Raw genomic sequence first — 18,114 nt, 5'->3', positions numbered from 1 at the left:
CGCCTCTGCCGCTTGACGGCCTTACAGCTGTAAGGATAATAGCTCCAAGCACTCCCTTACAGGCGTAAGGGAGTGGCTTGCGAAGGTGTCGGCCCGCCGGAACATCCGGCAGCCGGCTGGAAGGGGGCACGCGTGGACACGCGACAGGCACAGGAAATGGCCGACGACCAGAGGCGGTTGAAGGTCTGCATCGTCGGAGCGTCGGGCAAGCTCGGCCGGTACATGGTCCAGCACGCCCTGGACCGGGGCTACGAGGTCGTAGGGGTGTGCCGTGAGCAGAGCGTCGGCAAGCTGGCCGACTTCGAGGGCCGCATCACCGTCCTCCCGGGAGCGACGGACGACAGGGAAGTCATCGCGCGCGCAGTAGCCGGCTGCGACGGAGTCCTGACGGTCCTGGCCCCGTGGGGCGTCCACGGCTACTCGACCGGAACGGCCCAGGCGGTGCTCGACCACGCTCCGGCTGGGGCGCGGCTGGTCTTCTCGTGCGGCTGGCACATCACGCGGGACGGCAAGGACGTGTACTCGCTGAAACTCCGCGCCTTCCTCAAGATCTTCGGCCCGCTGGCACGACTGATCCGCGTGGGAGACATCGACGATCAAGTGGAGGCGTGCCGCCGGGTGTTCGCGAGCGACACCCGCTGGACAGTGGTACGCGGCAGCAACCTCGAAGAGGGCGCGAGCCAGGGACTACCGGTCTGGACCCGCCGCGTCGGCGACCCGGTCCTCGCCGACAACATCACGCGCCGGATCGACTTCGCCCTGTTCATGGTGGAGGCGCTCACCGACGACGAACTGATCTGCGAGGCCCCGGCGATCGTCAGCTGCCGAACGACGTCGGCCCGCACACACGCCCCGTCGAGGTGACCTGCTGACGCGCGCACGGAGACCTCCGGCAAGTGCGGCCGGAGGTCTTCGCGGTCGGCTCCGGCAGGGCGCGAATCCACGACACCCGCCCCAGGAGAGCGGGTCTCAGGGGATCAGCAGCCAGTCCGCGCCCACCGCCGCGGCGAGGCCCGTGCCCAGGAGCCAGCTGGCGAGGCGGGTGCGGCCGTTTCTGCTGAGTTCGATCACGATGCCGCAGAGGATGAGCGCCAGCCCGTACACGCCGACGACCAGGACGGAGGACCGGCTCGCGATGCGCAGGGCGAGGACCACGGCCATGGCCGCCATGCCCACCGATGAGAGGGCGATCCGGAGGTGGCGGGCCTGACGTGGTGTCAGTCTGCCGGACTCGGTGTCCGGTTCGGATATCGGTGCGTCCGCGTCCGTGCCCTGGTCCTGCTCTTCGTGCTGGTCCCCGTCAGAAATGCTCATGACGACGGATCGTAATCGTTCACCGATTCGCCCGTGGACGGCACCGGTCCGGCCTACTCCAACAGGCGCGGTGCCTCCGCGGCCGCGTCCACCGCCTTCGGGCTCTCCGCCTCGACCCGGTCGGCCAACTCCTCGGCCCACGTGATCAGGGGGCCGACGCCGATGCCGTGCGCACCCGCGTCCCGGTAGGCGGAGACCGCCGCCGCTCCGCGTCGCAGCAGTCTCGCTCCGCCCGACGCGTTGCCCCGGGCGGAATGGGTCAGGCCCACGGCCAGCTGGGCCAGGCCGCGCCACAGCTCGCGCTCGGCGGCCGGGCCCGATTTCCAGGCGTCCTCGAACACTTCGTGTGCGTGGAACGGCATTCCCGCGTCCAGGAGTCGCTGCGCCTCCCGCACCGTTTCCTCGGGGGTGCGCACCACGCCCTCGGGCTGACGTTCCACCCCCGGAGCCCCGTAGGGCAGGGGGCGCCCCAGCCCGTCCCGGGGGCGTGCGCTGCGCGCCCGGCCTTCGGAATCACGGTCCCTGCGAGTCTCGTCCACCCTCCGATTGTGCCTCGCACCTGCAAGGAACTCTCAGAACCCTGTCCGCGAGGCGCCGCGCGCGACTAGTCTCAACAGTCGTCATAGCCAGACTTTGGGAAGGGTAGGCATGAAGCCGTCCCGGCCGTTGTACGAGCGCGAACCGGAACTCGCCGCTGCCGCACAAGCCGTGGACGCCCTGTGTGGCGCCCAGGCGTCCGGCGGGCTGCTGGTCTTCAGCGGGGAGGCGGGTATCGGCAAGACCGCGCTGCTCGCCGAGGTCCAGGCCATAGCGGCCGGCCGCTGCACCGTCTGGTCCGCACGCGGCGGCGAGACCGTCACCTCCGTACCGTTCCATGTCGTACGCCAGCTGCTGCAGCCCGCGCTGGACCGGTTCCCCGAGGACGAGACCCGGGCCCTGTTCGGCGACTGGTACGAGATCACCGCTCCCGCGCTCGGCCTCGCCGAGCCGACCGGACCGCAGCCCGACCCGCAGGGTGTCCGGGACGGCCTCGACTTCGTCGTGGGCCGGCTCGCCTCGCGGCTCAGCCACCGGCCGCTGCTGCTCATGGTGGACGACGCCCACTGGGCCGACGGCGAATCCCTCGCCTGGCTCGCCTCGTTCACCGCGCGTCTGAGTGAACTGCCGGTCCTCGTCGTCCAGGCGCACCGCCCGCAGGAGCTGGCCGAGCGCAACGCGGCCCTGACCGCCGCGCACGGCGAGCCCGCGGGGCACAAGGGCCTCGTCCGGGTCGCCCTGCGCGCACTCACCCCGGACGCCACGGCCGAACTCGTCCGCGCGGGCCTCGGTGACCACGCCGACGACCCCTTCTGCCGCGAGGTGTGGGCCGTCACCGGCGGCAACCCGTACGAGGCCGTCGAACTCGTCGCCAAGGTGCAGGACCGTGAGCTGCCGCCGGTCGAGGAATCCGCAGGCATGCTGCGTGAACTGGGCGCCTCGGCGCGCGGCAGCGGGCTCGTCGCCCGGCTCGAACGGCTGGGTACCAATGCCAACCGGTTCGCCTGGGCGGCCGCCGTCCTCGGTACCGACATCTCCCAGGAAGTGGCCGCCACCCTCGCCGGGATGAGCTCGGCGGAGGCCGCTGACTGCACCGCACGGCTTCGTGACGCCCGTATCGTCAGCGGTTTCGACCCGCTGGAGTTCGTCCATCCGCTGATCGCCACCGCCGTGTACCGCTCGATCCCGCCGGCCACGCGCACCGCCTTCCACGGCCGGGCCGCCTGGGCGATCACCCGGGCCGGCCTCGGCGCCGCCGCGGCCTCCCGCCACCTGCTCGAAGTCCACCCGGACGACGATCAGGAACTGGTCGCACAACTCCGCGAGGCCGCAGGCCAGCACCTCGCGGTCGGCGCCCCCGAAGCGGCCAGGCGCTGCCTCGAACGGGCCCTGGAGGAACCCCCGCGCCCCCAGGACAAGGCGGCCCTGCTGTACGAACTGGGCTGCGCCACGCTGCTCAGCTCGCCACCCACCACGGTGCAGCACCTCCGCGCGGCCCTCGACATGCCAGGGCTCAACGACGAAGTGCGGATCGACGCCACGTTCCGGCTCGCGGCAGCGCTCGCCCACAACAACCAGCTGAAGGAGGCGGCGATCTCACTCGCCGCCGAGGCGTCCCGTACCGCCCCCGGGCCCGGTCTGATGCGCCTGCAGGCCGGGCACTTCCTGTGGGAAGGCATGCAGGCGGTCGAGGACGACGGGCCCGCACGCTCACGCAGGCTCTCCCGCAACGCGGACCACCTGACCGGCCGGGACAACGCCGAACGGGCCCTGCTCATCCTGCGCGCCTTCGACGCCATGCTCCGCGGCGAAAACGCCCAACTCGTCGTCGACCTCTGCGAACGCGCCCTCGTCAACGGACATCCGGCCCGCGGTCTCGGCTGGACCGACACGGAGTGGGGATTCGAACTCCCCACCCTGGTCGGCATCACCTACGCGTTCACGGACCAGCTCGACCGGGCCGAGGAGCTGTTCGGCGAGGCCGTGCGCGCCTTCGAGATCTCCGGCTGGAGCGGTGCGCACCTCGCCTTCGCCCACACACTCCTCGGACTCGTCCACCGCCGGCGCGGACGCCTCGCCGAAGCCGAGGGGTTCCTGCGCGAGGGCCTGCGCCTCGCCGACCGTGTCGGCAGCGGGCTGCCCGTCCACTGGGACGCGGCCTGTCTGCTCATCGACACCCTTCTCGCCCGCGGCCGGATATCCGAGGCCCGGCTGGTCGCCGACCGGTACGACTTCGGTGCGCCCTATCCCAGCGCGATGGTGCTGCCCGACGGCCCGTGCGTCCGGGGCCGGCTGCTGCTCGCCGAAGGCCGTACGAAGGAGGCCATCGCCGAACTCGAAGCCGCGGGCGTCGCGATGGAGGCCCGCGAACGCTTCAACGTCGTCTGGGCGCCCTGGGCCTGCGACCTCGCCCGTGCGCTGGTCGACGTGGATCCGGTCCGCGGCGCCCAGCTCGCCGCCAGAGCCCGCGTCCACGCCGAGCGGTTCGGAACGGACACCGCGATCGGCGGGGCTCTGCGCTGCGTCGCCCTCTTCGCACCGGCGGAGGAGGCGGAGCACCTGCTGTCCGAAGCCGTCCGCCATCTGGAGATCACCCCGACGACATCGGCGTACGAGCACGCACTGGCCCGGTTCGACTACGGGGTCGCGATCCGTTCCGCACGGGAACTGGCGAGGGCCCAGAAGATGGCCACGGCGTGCGGAGCCGAGGGCCTCGCGACCCGCGCCCAGCAGGCACGGGCGTCATTGCGGACCTCGGAGTGAGGTAATGTTTCCCATGCGCGGCCACCCGGGGCAACCGGAGGGTAACGCATCGGGACGTGGCGCAGCTTGGTAGCGCACTTGACTGGGGGTCAAGGGGTCGCAGGTTCAAATCCTGTCGTCCCGACTGGAGACAGTCGCATGTCAGGGCCGGTTTCGGAGAAATCCGAAACCGGCCCTTGGCCGTTCTTGGGGACCGTCGCGGTGTTTGCGCGCGCTGCTACCGGTTACACGAGGAGTGTTCCTGACGCCGAGCAGAGCAAGGGTGAATGACATGGCTGCCGATGAGAAGACCCAGGCAAAGACCGAGCAGGCCAAGGGCAAGGTCAAGGAGGCCGCCGGCCGCGCGACCGGGAACGAACGCCTCACCGCCGAAGGCCGGGCCGACCAGACCAAGGGCGACGCCCGCCAGGCCAAGGAGAAGGCGAAGGACGCCTTCAAGCACTGACTCCTGCGAGAGCGCGACGCGATCTCTCCGCGATGTGTGTGGCCCGGCCCGTGCCGGGCCACACACATGTCGGGCAGCGCGGGCGTGAGGCGTGCGCCGGGTCGGACCGGTCGCCATTCCTCCGGCTCTCCTCCCGCTCCGGGTCGCTTCCGCCCGGTGCTCAGCTGACGTCCCCGCCGTGCCGGGGCTTCGGAGCGCCCGGTGGTACGAAGCAGGCGGTGATGGTCTTGCCCGATGCCTGCGGATGCGTGGCCCAGCCGTCGGCAAGCGCGTCGACGATGGCCAGTCCGCGCCCTCCGGTCGTCGTGAGGTCTTCGGGCTGCTTGGCGGGGGGCAGTGGGTCGGAGTCGTGGACGCTCACGTGCAGGCAGTGGCCGTCCCAGGTGAGGACCAGTTGGGCGTCGCTGTGCGCGTGCACGTGTGCGTTGGTGATCAGTTCGGAAACGCTGAGCAGTATCGCGTCCACCATCTCGGGGGCGTCCTTGGTCCACTCCAGGAACGCCAGGTGCTCCCGCGTCCACCGACGGCCGGCCCGCACCCCTTGCGACACCGGAAACGACTGCGCCCATCCCATCGCGCGCAGCGACGTGTCCTTCGTCATCGGCCCTCCCTCACTCGGCTCTCCTCTCCGCCTACCCCCGCCTTCGAGGCATACCCCCGCAACCCCGGCACGCAGCCCGGCCGGCGTTCCGAAGTCGAAGCGGAAACGGGGCCTGTTCCTGGGAGGTCGGGGCACATGCACCTCACCCCCTTCGAGAGGAGCACCCCATGCTCGGCATAGCCGCGGCCGTCCTGTTCGCCATCGCTTTCCTGATCAACGCAGCAGACATCACCACCAACGACGTCTTCTCCTCGGTGAACGTCATGCTCCTGGGCCTGACACTTCTTGCCCTGCACGTCGCGGGAATCGGAGCCGGCCGCCCCTCCCGCAGACGCTGACGACCCCGGCGGGAAACCCGGCGCGGGCGAGCGCTCATCGAGCTTTCCTTCTCTCCCGCACCACGCAGAACAGCCCTGGCCCCGAGTCGATTCGGGGCCAGGGCTGTTCTGTCATCCAGGGCCTGGAACTACTCGCACGCTTTCCGTCCTCCTGCCAACAGCTGCTGCATCCGGGGACGGTGGGCCCCGGCCACCCCACCGACACGTGCCCGGCGACGGTCTGCCCCGCGAACACCGGAGCCACCCACGCAGGAGTCGTGGACCGGAGGGGCCGTACCGGAGTGATCCGATTCGGCCCCTCCGGATGTGCGGGACTGGTTCAGGCAAGCAGCTTTGCCTTCGCCTTCTCGTACTCCTCCGGCGTGAGGTCGCCCTTGTCCTTGAGCTGGGCGAGGTTCGCCAGGTCGGTCACATGGCTGCTGCCGCCCCCGCCCTCGCTGCCGGCGGCCTGCCGCACGTACTGCTTGAAGGCGGCTTCCTGGTCCCTGACCTGCTTCACATCGCGTTCGCCCATGCTCCGGCCCCTGGCGATGAGGTAGACCAGCACGCCGAGATAGGGCAGGAGGATGACGAGGATCAGCCAGGCGGCCTTGCCCCAGCCGCTCAGCGAGTGGTCCCGGAAGATGTCCGTGACCACCTTGAAGAGCAGGAAGAACCACAGCACCCAGAGAAACAGGTACAGCATGGTGAGGAAGACGTTCAGGAGCGGATAATCGTCCACGGGTGACTCCGATCACACGATTCGTTCCTTATTCATACATCTGTGCCGAATGTCCCGCATCCCGGAGCGGCCGAAAGGCGTACGTGCTCAGCCGGCCCGGTGCGCCACACCGATGGGCAGGTGGTGCGCCGCCGGGTGCTCGATGGCGAGGTCCGGGCGCCAGGCCGTCAGGACCTGAGCCGAAGGGTGGAACAGCGGCTCCGGGATCTCGTCGAGGCCGGTCCACCGCCAGGCGCTGATCAGCTCCGGCTCGGTCACCTCGGGGACTCCGGACCCCACCGTCACCACGGCCCCCATGGAGATGCGGTTGATGCCGCCGACCACGTCGTGCAGCATCGCGAAGACCGTCACCGCGTCCTCGGAGACCTCCAGCCCGGTCTCCTCGCGCAGTTCCCGCACGGCCGCGGCGGCGATGGACTCGTTCGTCGGGTCGACCTTCCCGCCCGGCAGCTCCCACGTGCCGCTGTGGTGCCGGCCCAGCAGAATCCGGCCCTCCTGGTCCTGCACGATGACGCCCACGCCGAGCGCCGCCTGTGCCACCGGGGGACGGGTGTTGCGGGTGTGACGGTCCACGGAATCAGTGGTCATGCTGCTCTGCTCCCTGCGCGTGCGGAACGGGGGCGCCGCGCCCGGTGACGGACGCGGCGCCCGGAATCGTCAGCGGTCCTGCGACAGCGCGTACAGCTCGGCGAAGAGTCCGCCCGCGTGCGCCAGCTGCTCGAAGGTCCCCTCCTCCCGGATGCTGCCCTTGTCCAGGACGATGATCCGGTCGGCCATCCTCACATTGTCCAGGCGGTGGGTGACGACCAGGGTGATCCGGTCCCGTGCCATCCCGCGCAGCTCCGAGAAGATCCGGTGCTCACCCCGGGCGTCCATCTCGCTGGTGGGCTCGTCGAGGATGAGGAAACCGGGCTTCCGGTACATCGCACGGGCGCACGCCAGCCGCTGCCACTGACCGCCGGAGAGCTCGTGGCCGCCCCACAGGGAACGGGCGAGCAGCGTGTCCAGGCCATCGGGCAGTTCCCGGATCGCCTCGTCCATGCCGACCTGTTCGGCGGCCTGCCACACGAGGTCGTCACCGTGCCTCCGGGGCTGACCGAGGTCGATGTTCTCGCGCGCGGCGAGCGGCCAGTGGCCGTTCTGCTGGGGCACGAGGCCGACATGGCGCCACACCGATTCGGCGTCCGCCGAGGCCAGGTCGGTGCCGTCCCAGTGCACCGATCCCGCGGTGGGGAGCGTCAGCCCGGTCAGCAGGCGTACGAGTGTCGACTTGCCGGCCCCGTTCTCACCGACCAGCGCGACGACCTCGCCCCGGCGCAGCGTGAGGGAGACCGGGTGCAGGGCGGGCGTGGACTTCTTCGGGTAGCTGAAGGCCGCCTGTGTCAGGCGGATTTCGGCGGGGGCATGCGGCGTCGCGGTGCCGCGACGGGTGGTGAGCTCCCGGGCCCGGCCGAGGAAGCGGTGGTAGTCGTCCAGATAGAGGGCGTGGTGGAACATGGCCGCGCCGTAGCGGATCACCGCGTTCAGTGAGCGTCCCGCCGTCTGGGAGGCGACGATCGCGGTGCCCGCGATGGCGAGCGTCATCCGGTCCGACACGACGAGCGCCGCCAGCGAACCCCACATCCCGACGGTGAACACCCCGCTCAGCGAGGCCGCGAGGGCGTTGACGCGGAGGTGGAGCGGCGCCGCCGCCAGTGCCCGGCCCTCGACCCGGTCGCACATCGTGCGGTACCAGAAGTGCAGGTAGGGCCGCATGGTGTTGGCGCGCAGCTCGTCGGCGAGTGTCGGGGTCGTGAGGAACCAGCGCATCATGCCCCGGGTGTTGCGGGCCGAGACCGAGGCGTCGAACACCCGGTAGTCGATCCGGGCGCTGATCACCCCGCCCATCCCGCGCGGCACCACGGACAGCAGCAGTACACCGAGGAGCAGCGGGTGCAGCACCGTGAGCACGGACGCCGCCGAGAGCAGCTGCACGAGGCCGTTGGTCATGTTCTTGGCGTCCTCGGCGAGGTCGACGGCGCGCAGGGCGCCGATCTCCGCGGCCTGACTGCGGTCGGTGAACCCCTCCTCGTCGTACGCGGAGAGCTCGACCCGCATGAGCAGGTCCACCATGGCGAGATCCGTGGCCGAGGCGACCTGCGGGTTCAGCCTGCGGGTGGCCCAGTCGGCCACGATCCAGGCGCCCGAACCCACCCCCAGGGCGACGCCCGCCACCAGCAGCGAGGGCCCGGCCTCGCGCAGACCCGCCGCCGCGCCGGGGGCGCCGAACAAGGGACCCATGGCCTGCGCCACGGCGGCGAGCATCACGGCGGTCCCGATGCCCGAGAGGACCTGGCACACGAGCACGGTCACGACCATCCGCCGGTCGACCGACCAGGCGAGCCGGAAGGTGCGCCCGAGCGCGGCCGGGATACGGCGCGCCATGTCGGCCAGTGACGCGTCCTCCATGGCGTTGGAGTGCACCCGGCCCACGAAATTCAGCTCGGGTGCGGAGGGACGCGGGGTCCCGGACTTCTGTTCCTGGCGTGGCAACGAGGCAGCGGCGTGATCGCCCCGCAGGGCTGAGGAGGCGTCAATACCGGGTGCCGACCGGCCGAGGGCAGAACGGATCGCATCGAACGCGGGATGAACGCGCAAACGCCCAAGGCGGGTGCGGACAGGGCTCATTACTCCTCCTGGAGTGGTGTCGCCGGACACGAGCGCCCGGACAACGCCGCTGATCAAGCGGCCGTAACGGAGGAGCGGGGACTACCTGTCGAGAGGATGTGCGTACGGGGTCGCGAAGCCCGTGGAGCGTCCGGCGCGGCGGTCGTAATCCTGCGTTCGAATCACTCGTGCGGTGGGAAGACGCTCGATCGGGGGATTGCATTGCGTTGGTGAAGTGCGAGGGGGCCGCGCTCTCCCGCTGTGGCCGCGCATGGGTCGCGGGGGCTTGCGAAGGCATACGCGTACGGGGGCGGCGGCCGCCCCCGGCCTTGTCATGGCCCGTGCCCGTGGGCCTTGTCATGCACGGTGCCCGCGCTTCGGGGGCCTCGTCTCGGACCGGACGGGACGGGCGGGACAGGGCGGAAGGGTGGGGCAGGCCGGCCGGATGTCACACGGCGAGCCGCAGCGACGTGGCGCAGATGCCGAGCCGGACGGTCTGGCCCCAGGTCAGTTCCAGGGCGTCGGCCTCCATCCCGTCGCCGAACACCATTAGCCGGTCCGACTCGACGGTGAGTTCGAGGCCCTGCCCGCGCCCCAGTTCACCCGCCACCAGTGACGTGCCGGTCGCGGGCGACGGCCATGCCTCGCGTACGAACCAGAGCAGCCGGGGATCGGACGGTGCGGGCAGACTCAGTTCGCTGCCGCGTTCCAGCCAGAGCGAGCGGAGCCAGCCCGTCGCGCCCGTGCCGGTGCCGACGAGGACGCCCGACGACGCCTGGGCCTCCCCGGCGCGCGGGGCGCCGTCGGCGGCCAGGTGGTAGCGGGCGGTCTGGTGGCCGGGCGGCCCGAGGTAGATCTCGTTCAGTGCGATCAGCCGTTGGGTGTCGTCGGCCACCGCCTCAACCATGGTGAGGGTGTCCACCTGGGCGCCCGGCGCCGCCGCCGACCGGAGCAGGGCCGCGGCGTCCCGCGCGCGGTGGCGTACGAGGACACCCGGATTGCGCCCGGGATCGGTGTCGATCCCCACGACCGGCTGACCCGACAGATACTTGGCGGCATTGGCGACCAGTCCGTCCTGGCCGACCACGATCACCACGTCCTCGGGGCCGAAGAGGAAGCGGTCGAGATCCTGGCGCTCCACCCGGGACCGCCGCCACTGGAGCGGGACGGCAGCCGCCACGTCGTTGAGTGCCTGCTGGGTGCGGTGATGACGCAGGGCCACCTCCTCGATGGACCGGCCGCGCCCGGAGAGGAAGAACGCGGCCTGGCCGTGTGTGCCGTGCCGGGCCAGCAACTCCTCGTACTCCGTCGTGCGGTGGACGAGCACGGCCCGCGGCGCGAGGCTCACGGCCGGGTCCCGGTCTCCGGGCGGCCGAGCTTGGCGAGCAGCCCGGTGAGGACGTCGGGGGAGAGGGTGAGGCTGTCGATGCGCGGCAGGTTCTCCGCCAGCCGGGTGGCCGCCAGGGCGTGCAGGGTCCCGGGGTCGACGTCCGCGTGCACGCGGAGCCAGGCGGCCTGGGCCTCGGCGCGGGCCGCACCGATATCGCGGGCCGCCTCCGCTTCCGCGCGGGTGAGGCGCACCTTGCGGGCCGCCTCGGCCTCCGTGCGCACTCCGTCCGCCGCCGCCTTCTCCTCGGCCTCCCGTCGCGCGTTGGTGCCCCGCTGGTCCACCAACTGCTCTTCTCTGCGGGCCAGTTCGATCTGGCTGGCGAGCTCGTTCTCGGCGATGGTCCGTTCGCGCTCGACCGCCACGGCCCGGCGTTCGTAGGTGGCCCGGTCGGCCTCCTGCTGGATCTGTTCCCGGGCCGGGGTCCGCAGCGCGCGCTCGACCTCCGCCTCGGGCCGGATGGCCACCACGCGTACGGCCACGACGTCGATGCCGGTGTCGGGCAGGCGGGGTTCGGCGGCGAGGCCGGTGGCGACCCGTTCCCTTACCGTCGCGACGCCGTCCACGAGCGCGACGGCGAGCGGCGTGCGCGCCAGGGCGTCGAGCGTGTGCTGCTGCGCGGTCTCGGTGAGCAGGGTGCCGATCTGCTCCAGCGGTGCGCTGCGCCAGGCACCGGTGTCGGGGTCCACGGAGAAGTCCAGCCGGGCCGCCGCTCCGGCGGGGTCGCTGATCCGGTACGTCACGGTGGCCTGCACGGTGACGTCCTGGAAGTCGGCGGTGCGGGCGTGGAAGGCCATGGCGAGCTCGCGGTCGTCGACGGGTACCTCGGAGAGCGCCGCCGTCAGTGACCGGTACCAGAAGCTGAGCCCCGTGCCGTCGTGGCTGAGCTTGCCGCGCTTGTGGTGGCGGATGTGCGCGGTGGGCGCGGAGCGCAGGTGGCGCCAGCCGAAGCGCCTGGTGATGTCGGCCATGTGTATCCCGGTCCCCTCTTTGTCGTCACCTGGACGATAACGGGGGAGGGGCTATATCGTCAAGGGGACGAAAAGGGAATCCGGACTCCCCCTGCCGCCAGGTAGCGGGCGGGCAGCTCCCCGCCGCCGTGCACCGCCAGATCAGCGCCGTTGACATAGGCCGCCAGGCCGCTCGCCAGATACAGGCAGGCGTGCGCGACATCGCCGGGGACCGCCATCCGTCGCATCGGGACGACTTCGGCCACCGCTGCCCCGCCGTCCTCGCCGTAGACCTTCGCCGCGCTCTCGGTGCGGATGAGGCCGGTGGTGATGTGGTTGACGCGCACCCGTGGGGCCCACTCCAGGGCCAGGGCCCGGGTCAGTCCCCATAGACCCGCCTTCGCCGCCGTGTACGCGGCGGTGCCCGGCTGCGGGGTGCGGGCGGCGACGCTTCCGATGTTGATCACGCAGCCGCCTTCGTCCTGGCTCTGCATGACCCGGTTCGCGGCCTGCGACACGTAGAACGGGGCGAGCAGGTTCAGAGCGACGATCTTCTCCACGAAGCGCGGGGACGCGGTGGCCGCGTCCGCGGCGGGCGACCCTCCGGCGTTGTTGACCAGCACGTCCAGTCGCCCGAACCGTTCGACGGCGGTGTCCACGAGCGCCGCCGCGGCCTCAGGATCACGGACGTCCGTCGCCCTGAACGCGCACCGCCGCCCATCACTCCCCGGCAGGGTGCCCGGGGCGCTCCGGCCGCAGACGAGGACGTCCGCGCCCGAGGCGAGGAATGCCTCGGCGATGGCGGCGCCGATGCCCTTGGTCCCGCCGGTGACGATCACCACTCGCCCGGTGAAGTCGATCGGGTTGCCGACGTCCATGATCCGCCTCTGCCGCTGTCGGGTTACGGGGCTGCCCGGTGGGCGGGAATCTACCAACTGTTTGTTTGATTGAGGAGGGGCAGGGGATGGGCGGGATCGGTGAGGTGCGGGAAACGCGGCCGGCCGGTGACCTCGCGAGAGGACACCGGCCGACCGGACGGTGCGCCGCCCCCGTCCCCACGGTGCGGCGCAGGCGGGCCGTCGTCCTCCGCTGGGGACGACGGCCCACGTTCATCAGGCCCCGGGCGGGGCGGCCTCGGCTCCGATTCCCAGCGCGGGAAGGACCGAGCTCTCCACGAAACGGGTGAGATACGCCTCGTCGGCGTACCGCCCCTCCAGCAGGGGCCGGGCCCGCATGACGCCCAGGAGCTGCGTGGCCACGAACTCGGCGGCGGGGGCGTCCGCGGCGATCTCGCCGCGCTCCCGGCCGCGCCGGACCATGTCCTCGATCGCGGCGATCTGCGGCAGGATCAGCGCCTCGCGCAGGGCGCACAGCAGTTCCGGGTTCTGCAGGGCGGCGTGGCTGAGCGCGTGCGACAGCGGGGTGTCGTGCCCCGAGGCCGCACCGATGGCCCGCGCGGCCTCCCGCAGGTCGTCGGCGAGCGAGCCCGTGTCGATGGGCGGAAGCAGCATGCGCCTGGTGCCGTGCAGGGCGGCCACGACCAGCTCCGGCTTGGAGCCCCACTGCCGGTAGAGCGTCGACTTCCCGCACCGGGTGCGGGAGGCGACTCCCTCCATGGTCAGCGCCTCGTAACCGCTCTCCCGGATCAGATCCAGCACCGCCGCGTAGAGCTCCTGTGCCCGCTCCGGCGTGATCTTCGATCGGCGGGAGGTGGCTGCTGACTCCTGTGCGGGCTCGTGCGACGACATGGGCTTTCCCTCTCAGCGACGGTGCGACGAGGTCCTTCGATACGCCAGTGTACCGATACGCGGGTGTACCGATACGTTCGCGTATCGGTACACTGGCGTATCGATACGGCATGGAGTGGACCATGCCGCCGTAACAGCGCTTCGTCAGCAAAGGGGCACCGGGTGATACACGCCCGCAGAGAGCCTGCAGAACGGGAGCCGGACACTTCTGCCCGACCGCCCCTCGTCCGCGAGCTTCTTCTCGTCGTAGGACTCTTCCTCGTCTACAAACTCGGCCGCCAGGCCGCGAACGGACATGTCGAGGAGGCGTTCCGCAACGCCGGACACGTCTGGGACTTCGAGCGCGCCGTGCGTCTCCCCGACGAAGGAGCGGTGCAGGGGCTGCTGCTGCACGGCGACACTCTGATCCACCTGGCGAACACCTACTACGCGACGGTCCACTTCCCCGCCACACTGCTGTTCCTGGTGTGGCTGTACTGGCGCCGCCCGCGCCACTACGTCTGGTCGCGCCGCATCCTCGCCGTGCTCACGGGTGCCGCGCTCGCGCTCCACCTGGTGTTCCCGCTCGCCCCGCCCCGCATGCTGGACGCCGCCGCCCTCGTCGACACCGGTCAGGTGTACGGCCCGACGGTGTACGGAGCCACGCCCGCGACCGACTCCATGGCCAACCAGTTCGCCGCGATGCCCTCGCTGCACTTCGGCTGGGCCGTGATGGTCGCCGTCGGCCTTATCGTTGCCACCCGCTCCCGGTGGCGCTGGTTGTGGCTGCTGCACCCCGCGGCCACGCTGCTCGTCATCGTGGGTACCGCCAACCACTACTGGCTGGACGCGATCGTCGTATCCGCACTGCTCGCCGTCGCGCTCGCCGCGCTCCGGCTGCCCCGCCCCGGCCGGGCCAGGGTCCACCTCCCGTGGCCCTCCGCCGCCGGAACGGTGTCCGGGGTGCCCGGTCCCGCCACGGCGGGGATGGCCGCGGCGGGTGCCGCGGCGCCCAGCGGGGCGACGGTGCTCGTCAGGTCCGGAGGCCCGCGATGAACGCCACGCTCACAGCGGTCGCGCTGTCCCTCGTCTCCGCCGCCGCCTACGCGCTGGCCGCCGTCGCGCAGGCCCGGCTCGCCGGACGTACCGAACCGACCGACGGTGTGCTGCGCATGCTCGGCCGGGGCGCCTGGTGGTCGGCGGTCGGTCTGAACGCCGGAGGCGCCCTGCTGCACGTGGTGGCGCTGAAGTACGGCCCGCTGACGCTGGTCCAGCCGCTCGGAGCCCTCACGCTCGTCGCCGCGGTGCCGCTCGGCGCACGCTCCGCGGGGCGCCGTGTCACCCGTACAGAATGGCGCGGCACGGTCCTCACCCTGCTCGGCCTCGGCGCGCTGCTGCTCGCGGCGGGCGGTGGCGCCGCGCACCAGACGCTGACGCTGCCGGAGGCGCTCGGGGTGGGAGGGGCGACGATGGCGATCGTCGCCGTACTCGGCAGGCCCGGCACGCGGCCGGGGCTCCGGCACGCGACGGCGGCCGGCATCACGTCGGGTGTCGCCTCGGCGCTGACCCAGACCCTCACGGTCGCCGTCACCGACCACACCACGGGGCCGCTGATCAGCTGGCGGCTGGTGACCGTCGCGCTGTTCGTCTCGGTGTTCGCGATGGGGGGTCTGCTGCTGGCGCAGATCGCGTTCCGGGGCGGACTCGGCGCCCCGCTGGCGGTCGTCACGCTGGCCAACCCGGTGGCTGCCGCAGCCGTCGGCATGGCCCTGCTGGGAGAGCGGCTCCAGGGCGGGGCGATCAGCCTGATTCCCGCGCTGCTCGGCACCACGGCTGCCGTACGCGGTGTGATCCTGCTCAGCCGGGCCACTGCGGAGGCGGCCGGGCCGAACCCGTCGGCCGCCCCTTCGCAGGCAGCCCCCACGCCGTCGAGAGTGATCATCGGCAGCCCCCGCGCACTGGACCGGCAGCCGCTCGGCGCCGAGGCGATGACCTCTTCGGTGGGCGGCGCGTAGGGACTGCCGTCCGGATCGTGCCGGGCCTGATTCCGTCAGGCGGGCTTCAGTCCTCCGCGAGGACCGGCTCGTCGGCGAGGGCTCTGGTCAGCCAGCCGATCCAGAAAGTCTCCATGTCGATTCCGCCGCGCAGCACGAGGTGCCGCAGCCGGTCCTCGTCGGCGGTCCGCTCGGGCGGGAAGTCGCGCTCCTCGATCCGCAGGTACTCCTCCAGCTGACGCCGGTGCAGAGCGAGGTGGCGGCGCAGTTCGGCACCCAGCCCCGCCGCCCCGACGACCGCTGCCGCACGCATGCGCAGCAACAGCGGATCGCGGACCGGCCGGGGGTCCTCGGGGAGGGCGACCCAGGCCGCCAGCTCGTCGCGGCCCGCGGGCAGGACCTCGTACTCCTTCTTCTGCCCACGGGCCGGCTGAGCCGGCGGCAGGGCCCGGATCTGCCCGGACTGCTCCAGTTTCCCCAGCTCGCGATAGATCTGCTGATGCGTGGACGACCAGAAGTAGCCGATCGACCGGTCGAACCTGCGCGTCAGCTCCAGCCCCGACGACGGCTTTTCGAGCAGGGCGGTGAGGATCGCGTGCGGGAGTGACATGGAGTGCATCCTAGGGAGGGGCGGGCCCGGCGGGTCACAGGGCTGCGGCGAGCTCCGTGCCCTGACGGATCGCCCGCTTGGCGTCCAGCTCGGCCGCCACGTCGGCGCCGCCGATCAGGTGCACCGGCCGGCCCGCTGCGGCCATCTCCTCGTACAGGGCGCGACGCGGTTCCTGCCCCGCGCACAGGACCACGGTGTCGACGGCCAGCACGTGCTGCTCGCCGTCCACGGTCAGGTGGAGGCCCTCGTCGTCGATGAGGTCGTAGGACGCGCCCGCGATCATCGTGACGCCGCGGTGGCGCAGTTCGGTGCGGTGGATCCATCCCGTGGTCTTGCCGAGACCGGCCCCGACCTTGCTCGTCTTGCGCTGGACCAGGTGCACGGTGCGCGGCGGCTTCGGCCGCTCGGGGGTGCGGAGACCGCCCCGGTCCGCGTACGAGGTGTCGACGCCCCACTGCCGGAAGAACACCTCGGCGTCCAGCGAGGCCGCGTCGCCGCCGTCCGTGAGGAACTCGGCGACATCGAAACCGATACCGCCCGCACCGACGATCGCGACCCGGTCGCCGACCGGCGCCCCGTCCCGCAGGACGTCCAGGTAGCTGACCACGCTGGGGTGGTCCACGCCCGGGATCGCGGGGGAGCGGGGCTCCACCCCGGTCGCGATGACGACCTCGTCGAAGGCTTCGAGCATCTCCGCCGTCGCCCGGGTACCCAGCCGGACCTCGATGCCCTGCTCCCTGAGCCGCGTACGGAAGTAGCGCAGGGTCTCGTTGAACTCCTCCTTGCCGGGGACCCGGCGCGCCACGTTGAGCTGGCCGCCGATCTCGTCGGCCAGGTCGAACAGCGTCACCGCGTGGCCGCGCTCCGACGCCGTGACCGCGCAGGCCAGACCGGCAGGGCCGGCGCCGACGACGGCGACGCTCTTACGGGTCCTGGTCGGGCTGAGCACCAGCTCCGTCTCGTGGCAGGCGCGCGGATTGACCAGGCAGGAGGTGATCTGGAGGCTGAAGATGTGGTCCAGGCACGCCTGGTTGCAGCCGATGCAGGTGTTGATCGCGTCGGCGCGGTCCGCCGCCGCCTTGGCGACGAAGTCGGGGTCCGCGAGGAACGGCCGGGCCATCGACACCATGTCCGCCCGGCCGGAGGCCAGGATCTCCTCGGCGACCTCGGGGGTGTTGATGCGGTTGCTGGTCACCAGGGGTACGGAGACGGCGCCGCGCACCTTCTCGGTCACCCAGGTGAAGGCGCCGCGCGGCACCGACGTGGCGATGGTCGGGATGCGCGCCTCGTGCCAGCCGATACCGGTGTTGATGATCGTGGCGCCGGCCGCCTCCACCTCGCGGGCCAGCTGGACGACCTCCTCCAGCGTGGAGCCGCCGGGCACCAGGTCCAGCATGGAGAGCCGGTAGATGAGGATGAAGTCGGTGCCGACGCGCTCGCGGACACGGCGCACGATCTCCAGGGGCAGCCGGATGCGGTTCTCATAGCTGCCGCCCCAGCGGTCGGTGCGGTGATTGGTGGCGGCGACGATGAACTCGTTGATCAGATAGCCCTCGGAGCCCATGATCTCGACCCCGTCGTACCCCGCGCGCTGCGCCAGTTCGGCGGCCCGGACGAAGTCCTCGATGGTCTCCTCGACCTCGTCGTCGGTCAGCGCGTGCGGGGTGAAGCCGCTGATCGGAGCCTTGAGCGCGCTGGGCGCGACCAGGTCGGCGTGGTGGGCGTACCGCCCGAAGTGGAGGATCTGCATCGCGATCCGGCCACCGGCCTCGTGCACCGCTTCGGTCACCTGCCGGTGCTGATCGGCTTCCGCCTCGGTCGTCATCTTCGCGCCGCCGGGGAACGAGCAGGCGCGGGCACTGGGCGCGATGCCACCGGTGACCATGAGGCCGACCCCGCCACGGGCACGGGCCGCGTAGAAGGCGGCCATGCGCTCGAAGCCGCGCTCGACCTCCTCCAGACCGATATGCATCGATCCCATGAGCACTCGGTTGGGGAGGGTGGTGAACCCGAGGTCCAGCGGGCTCAGCAGAGTGGGGTACGGGCTCATCCGGCGTCTCCTCGCGCAGTGTCGTCGAGCC

The 18,114-nt window shown here is 71.5% G+C and carries 18 protein-coding genes and 1 tRNA gene; 7 read left to right on the top strand and 12 right to left on the bottom strand.

What is annotated here, in order from left to right:
• Positions 1-132: 132 nt before the first annotated feature.
• Positions 133-864, top strand: coding sequence for an NAD(P)-dependent oxidoreductase (locus tag ACFWSK_RS05645; RefSeq protein WP_383782322.1), 732 nt, complete (start codon positions 133-135; stop codon positions 862-864).
• A 105-nt stretch (positions 865-969) separates the two neighbouring features.
• Here the strand turns inward: ACFWSK_RS05645 and ACFWSK_RS05640 are convergent, their stop codons facing one another.
• Positions 970-1,455, bottom strand: coding sequence for a hypothetical protein (locus ACFWSK_RS05640; protein WP_383782320.1), 486 nt, complete (start codon positions 1,453-1,455; stop codon positions 970-972).
• Entirely contained in the window at positions 1,368-1,853 is a 486-nt protein-coding gene (locus tag ACFWSK_RS05635) for a DUF309 domain-containing protein (protein ID WP_383782318.1), read from the bottom strand. Before ACFWSK_RS05635 ends, ACFWSK_RS05640 begins: the two co-directional genes overlap by 88 nt.
• A 109-nt stretch (positions 1,854-1,962) precedes the next feature.
• Here ACFWSK_RS05635 and ACFWSK_RS05630 point away from each other — a divergent pair, with 109 nt between their 5' ends.
• From ACFWSK_RS05630 to ACFWSK_RS05620, 3 genes are all read left to right on the top strand, one after another.
• Positions 1,963-4,614, top strand: coding sequence for an ATP-binding protein (locus ACFWSK_RS05630; RefSeq protein WP_383782316.1), 2,652 nt, complete (start codon positions 1,963-1,965; stop codon positions 4,612-4,614).
• 50 nt (positions 4,615-4,664) lie between these two features.
• Positions 4,665-4,738 (top strand) — tRNA-Pro (locus ACFWSK_RS05625).
• A 147-nt stretch (positions 4,739-4,885) separates the two neighbouring features.
• A complete protein-coding gene (locus ACFWSK_RS05620; protein WP_383782314.1) occupies positions 4,886-5,059 on the top strand; it encodes a CsbD family protein in 174 nt (57 codons plus the stop codon).
• A 160-nt stretch (positions 5,060-5,219) separates the two neighbouring features.
• Here the strand turns inward: ACFWSK_RS05620 and ACFWSK_RS05615 are convergent, their stop codons facing one another.
• Positions 5,220-5,660 carry an ATP-binding protein gene (locus ACFWSK_RS05615; RefSeq protein WP_383782312.1) on the bottom strand — a complete coding sequence of 147 codons (441 nt, stop codon included), beginning with the start codon at positions 5,658-5,660 and terminating at the stop codon, positions 5,220-5,222.
• A 167-nt stretch (positions 5,661-5,827) separates the two neighbouring features.
• Here ACFWSK_RS05615 and ACFWSK_RS05610 point away from each other — a divergent pair, with 167 nt between their 5' ends.
• The gene (locus ACFWSK_RS05610) at positions 5,828-5,998 is read left to right on the top strand and encodes a hypothetical protein (RefSeq protein WP_383782310.1); all 171 of its coding nucleotides are present in this window, start codon (positions 5,828-5,830) and stop codon (positions 5,996-5,998) included.
• A 319-nt stretch (positions 5,999-6,317) separates the two neighbouring features.
• Here the strand turns inward: ACFWSK_RS05610 and ACFWSK_RS05605 are convergent, their stop codons facing one another.
• The 7 genes from ACFWSK_RS05605 to ACFWSK_RS05575 all read right to left on the bottom strand — a co-directional run bounded on the left by ACFWSK_RS05605 (position 6,318) and on the right by ACFWSK_RS05575 (position 13,450).
• Positions 6,318-6,719 carry a PLDc N-terminal domain-containing protein gene (locus ACFWSK_RS05605; RefSeq protein WP_383782308.1) on the bottom strand — a complete coding sequence of 134 codons (402 nt, stop codon included), beginning with the start codon at positions 6,717-6,719 and terminating at the stop codon, positions 6,318-6,320.
• A gap of 87 nt (positions 6,720-6,806) precedes the next feature.
• Positions 6,807-7,307 (bottom strand): NUDIX hydrolase, encoded by a 501-nt coding sequence (locus ACFWSK_RS05600; RefSeq protein WP_383782306.1) that lies wholly within the window; start codon positions 7,305-7,307, stop codon positions 6,807-6,809.
• A 69-nt stretch (positions 7,308-7,376) separates the two neighbouring features.
• Positions 7,377-9,167 (bottom strand): ABC transporter ATP-binding protein, encoded by a 1,791-nt coding sequence (locus ACFWSK_RS05595; protein ID WP_383782605.1) that lies wholly within the window; start codon positions 9,165-9,167, stop codon positions 7,377-7,379.
• 646 nt (positions 9,168-9,813) lie between these two features.
• The gene (locus tag ACFWSK_RS05590; RefSeq protein WP_383782304.1) at positions 9,814-10,713 is read right to left on the bottom strand and encodes a hypothetical protein; all 900 of its coding nucleotides are present in this window, start codon (positions 10,711-10,713) and stop codon (positions 9,814-9,816) included.
• Positions 10,710-11,723 carry an SPFH domain-containing protein gene (locus ACFWSK_RS05585; RefSeq protein WP_383782302.1) on the bottom strand — a complete coding sequence of 338 codons (1,014 nt, stop codon included), beginning with the start codon at positions 11,721-11,723 and terminating at the stop codon, positions 10,710-10,712. Before ACFWSK_RS05585 ends, ACFWSK_RS05590 begins: the two co-directional genes overlap by 4 nt.
• Before the next feature lie 59 nt (positions 11,724-11,782).
• Positions 11,783-12,580, bottom strand: coding sequence for an SDR family oxidoreductase (locus tag ACFWSK_RS05580; protein WP_383782300.1), 798 nt, complete (start codon positions 12,578-12,580; stop codon positions 11,783-11,785).
• A gap of 234 nt (positions 12,581-12,814) precedes the next feature.
• On the bottom strand, positions 12,815-13,450 hold the full coding sequence (locus ACFWSK_RS05575; RefSeq protein WP_383782298.1) for a TetR/AcrR family transcriptional regulator: 636 nt from the start codon (positions 13,448-13,450) through the stop codon (positions 12,815-12,817).
• 162 nt (positions 13,451-13,612) lie between these two features.
• On the opposite strand from ACFWSK_RS05575, the gene ACFWSK_RS05570 reads away from it, so the two are divergent.
• Positions 13,613-14,485: a phosphatase PAP2 family protein gene (locus ACFWSK_RS05570; RefSeq protein WP_383782296.1), complete on the top strand. Its 873-nt coding sequence runs from the start codon at positions 13,613-13,615 to the stop codon at positions 14,483-14,485.
• Entirely contained in the window at positions 14,482-15,444 is a 963-nt protein-coding gene (locus ACFWSK_RS05565) for a hypothetical protein (RefSeq protein WP_383782294.1), read from the top strand. Before ACFWSK_RS05570 ends, ACFWSK_RS05565 begins: the two co-directional genes overlap by 4 nt.
• Before the next feature lie 46 nt (positions 15,445-15,490).
• On the opposite strand, the gene ACFWSK_RS05560 is transcribed toward ACFWSK_RS05565, so the two are convergent.
• Both ACFWSK_RS05560 and ACFWSK_RS05555 read right to left on the bottom strand, forming a co-directional pair.
• Positions 15,491-16,033: a PadR family transcriptional regulator gene (locus tag ACFWSK_RS05560; RefSeq protein ID WP_383782292.1), complete on the bottom strand. Its 543-nt coding sequence runs from the start codon at positions 16,031-16,033 to the stop codon at positions 15,491-15,493.
• A gap of 34 nt (positions 16,034-16,067) precedes the next feature.
• Positions 16,068-18,083 carry an FAD-dependent oxidoreductase gene (locus ACFWSK_RS05555; protein ID WP_383782290.1) on the bottom strand — a complete coding sequence of 672 codons (2,016 nt, stop codon included), beginning with the start codon at positions 18,081-18,083 and terminating at the stop codon, positions 16,068-16,070.
• Positions 18,084-18,114: the final 31 nt, after the last annotated feature.

The sequence above is a fragment of the Streptomyces sp. NPDC058620 genome (assembly GCF_042717135.1).
Classification (GTDB): domain Bacteria; phylum Actinomycetota; class Actinomycetes; order Streptomycetales; family Streptomycetaceae; genus Streptomyces.
The sequence above is the reverse complement of the archived record's forward strand: the minus strand, read 5'-3'. Positions and strand labels throughout refer to the sequence as shown.

Coding starts and splice junctions, on each gene's coding strand:
- ACFWSK_RS05630 (WP_383782316.1), top strand. CDS start 1,963: ATGAAGCCGTCCCGGCCGTTGTACGAGCGCGAACCGGAACTCGCCGCT.
- ACFWSK_RS05620 (WP_383782314.1), top strand. CDS start 4,886: ATGGCTGCCGATGAGAAGACCCAGGCAAAGACCGAGCAGGCCAAGGGC.
- ACFWSK_RS05615 (WP_383782312.1), bottom strand. CDS start 5,660: ATGACGAAGGACACGTCGCTGCGCGCGATGGGATGGGCGCAGTCGTTT.
- ACFWSK_RS05610 (WP_383782310.1), top strand. CDS start 5,828: ATGCTCGGCATAGCCGCGGCCGTCCTGTTCGCCATCGCTTTCCTGATC.
- ACFWSK_RS05600 (WP_383782306.1), bottom strand. CDS start 7,307: ATGACCACTGATTCCGTGGACCGTCACACCCGCAACACCCGTCCCCCG.
- ACFWSK_RS05595 (WP_383782605.1), bottom strand. CDS start 9,167: ATGGAGGACGCGTCACTGGCCGACATGGCGCGCCGTATCCCGGCCGCG.
- ACFWSK_RS05585 (WP_383782302.1), bottom strand. CDS start 11,723: ATGGCCGACATCACCAGGCGCTTCGGCTGGCGCCACCTGCGCTCCGCG.
- ACFWSK_RS05580 (WP_383782300.1), bottom strand. CDS start 12,580: ATGGACGTCGGCAACCCGATCGACTTCACCGGGCGAGTGGTGATCGTC.
- ACFWSK_RS05575 (WP_383782298.1), bottom strand. CDS start 13,450: ATGTCGTCGCACGAGCCCGCACAGGAGTCAGCAGCCACCTCCCGCCGA.
- ACFWSK_RS05565 (WP_383782294.1), top strand. CDS start 14,482: ATGAACGCCACGCTCACAGCGGTCGCGCTGTCCCTCGTCTCCGCCGCC.
- ACFWSK_RS05560 (WP_383782292.1), bottom strand. CDS start 16,033: ATGTCACTCCCGCACGCGATCCTCACCGCCCTGCTCGAAAAGCCGTCG.
- ACFWSK_RS05555 (WP_383782290.1), bottom strand. CDS start 18,083: ATGAGCCCGTACCCCACTCTGCTGAGCCCGCTGGACCTCGGGTTCACC.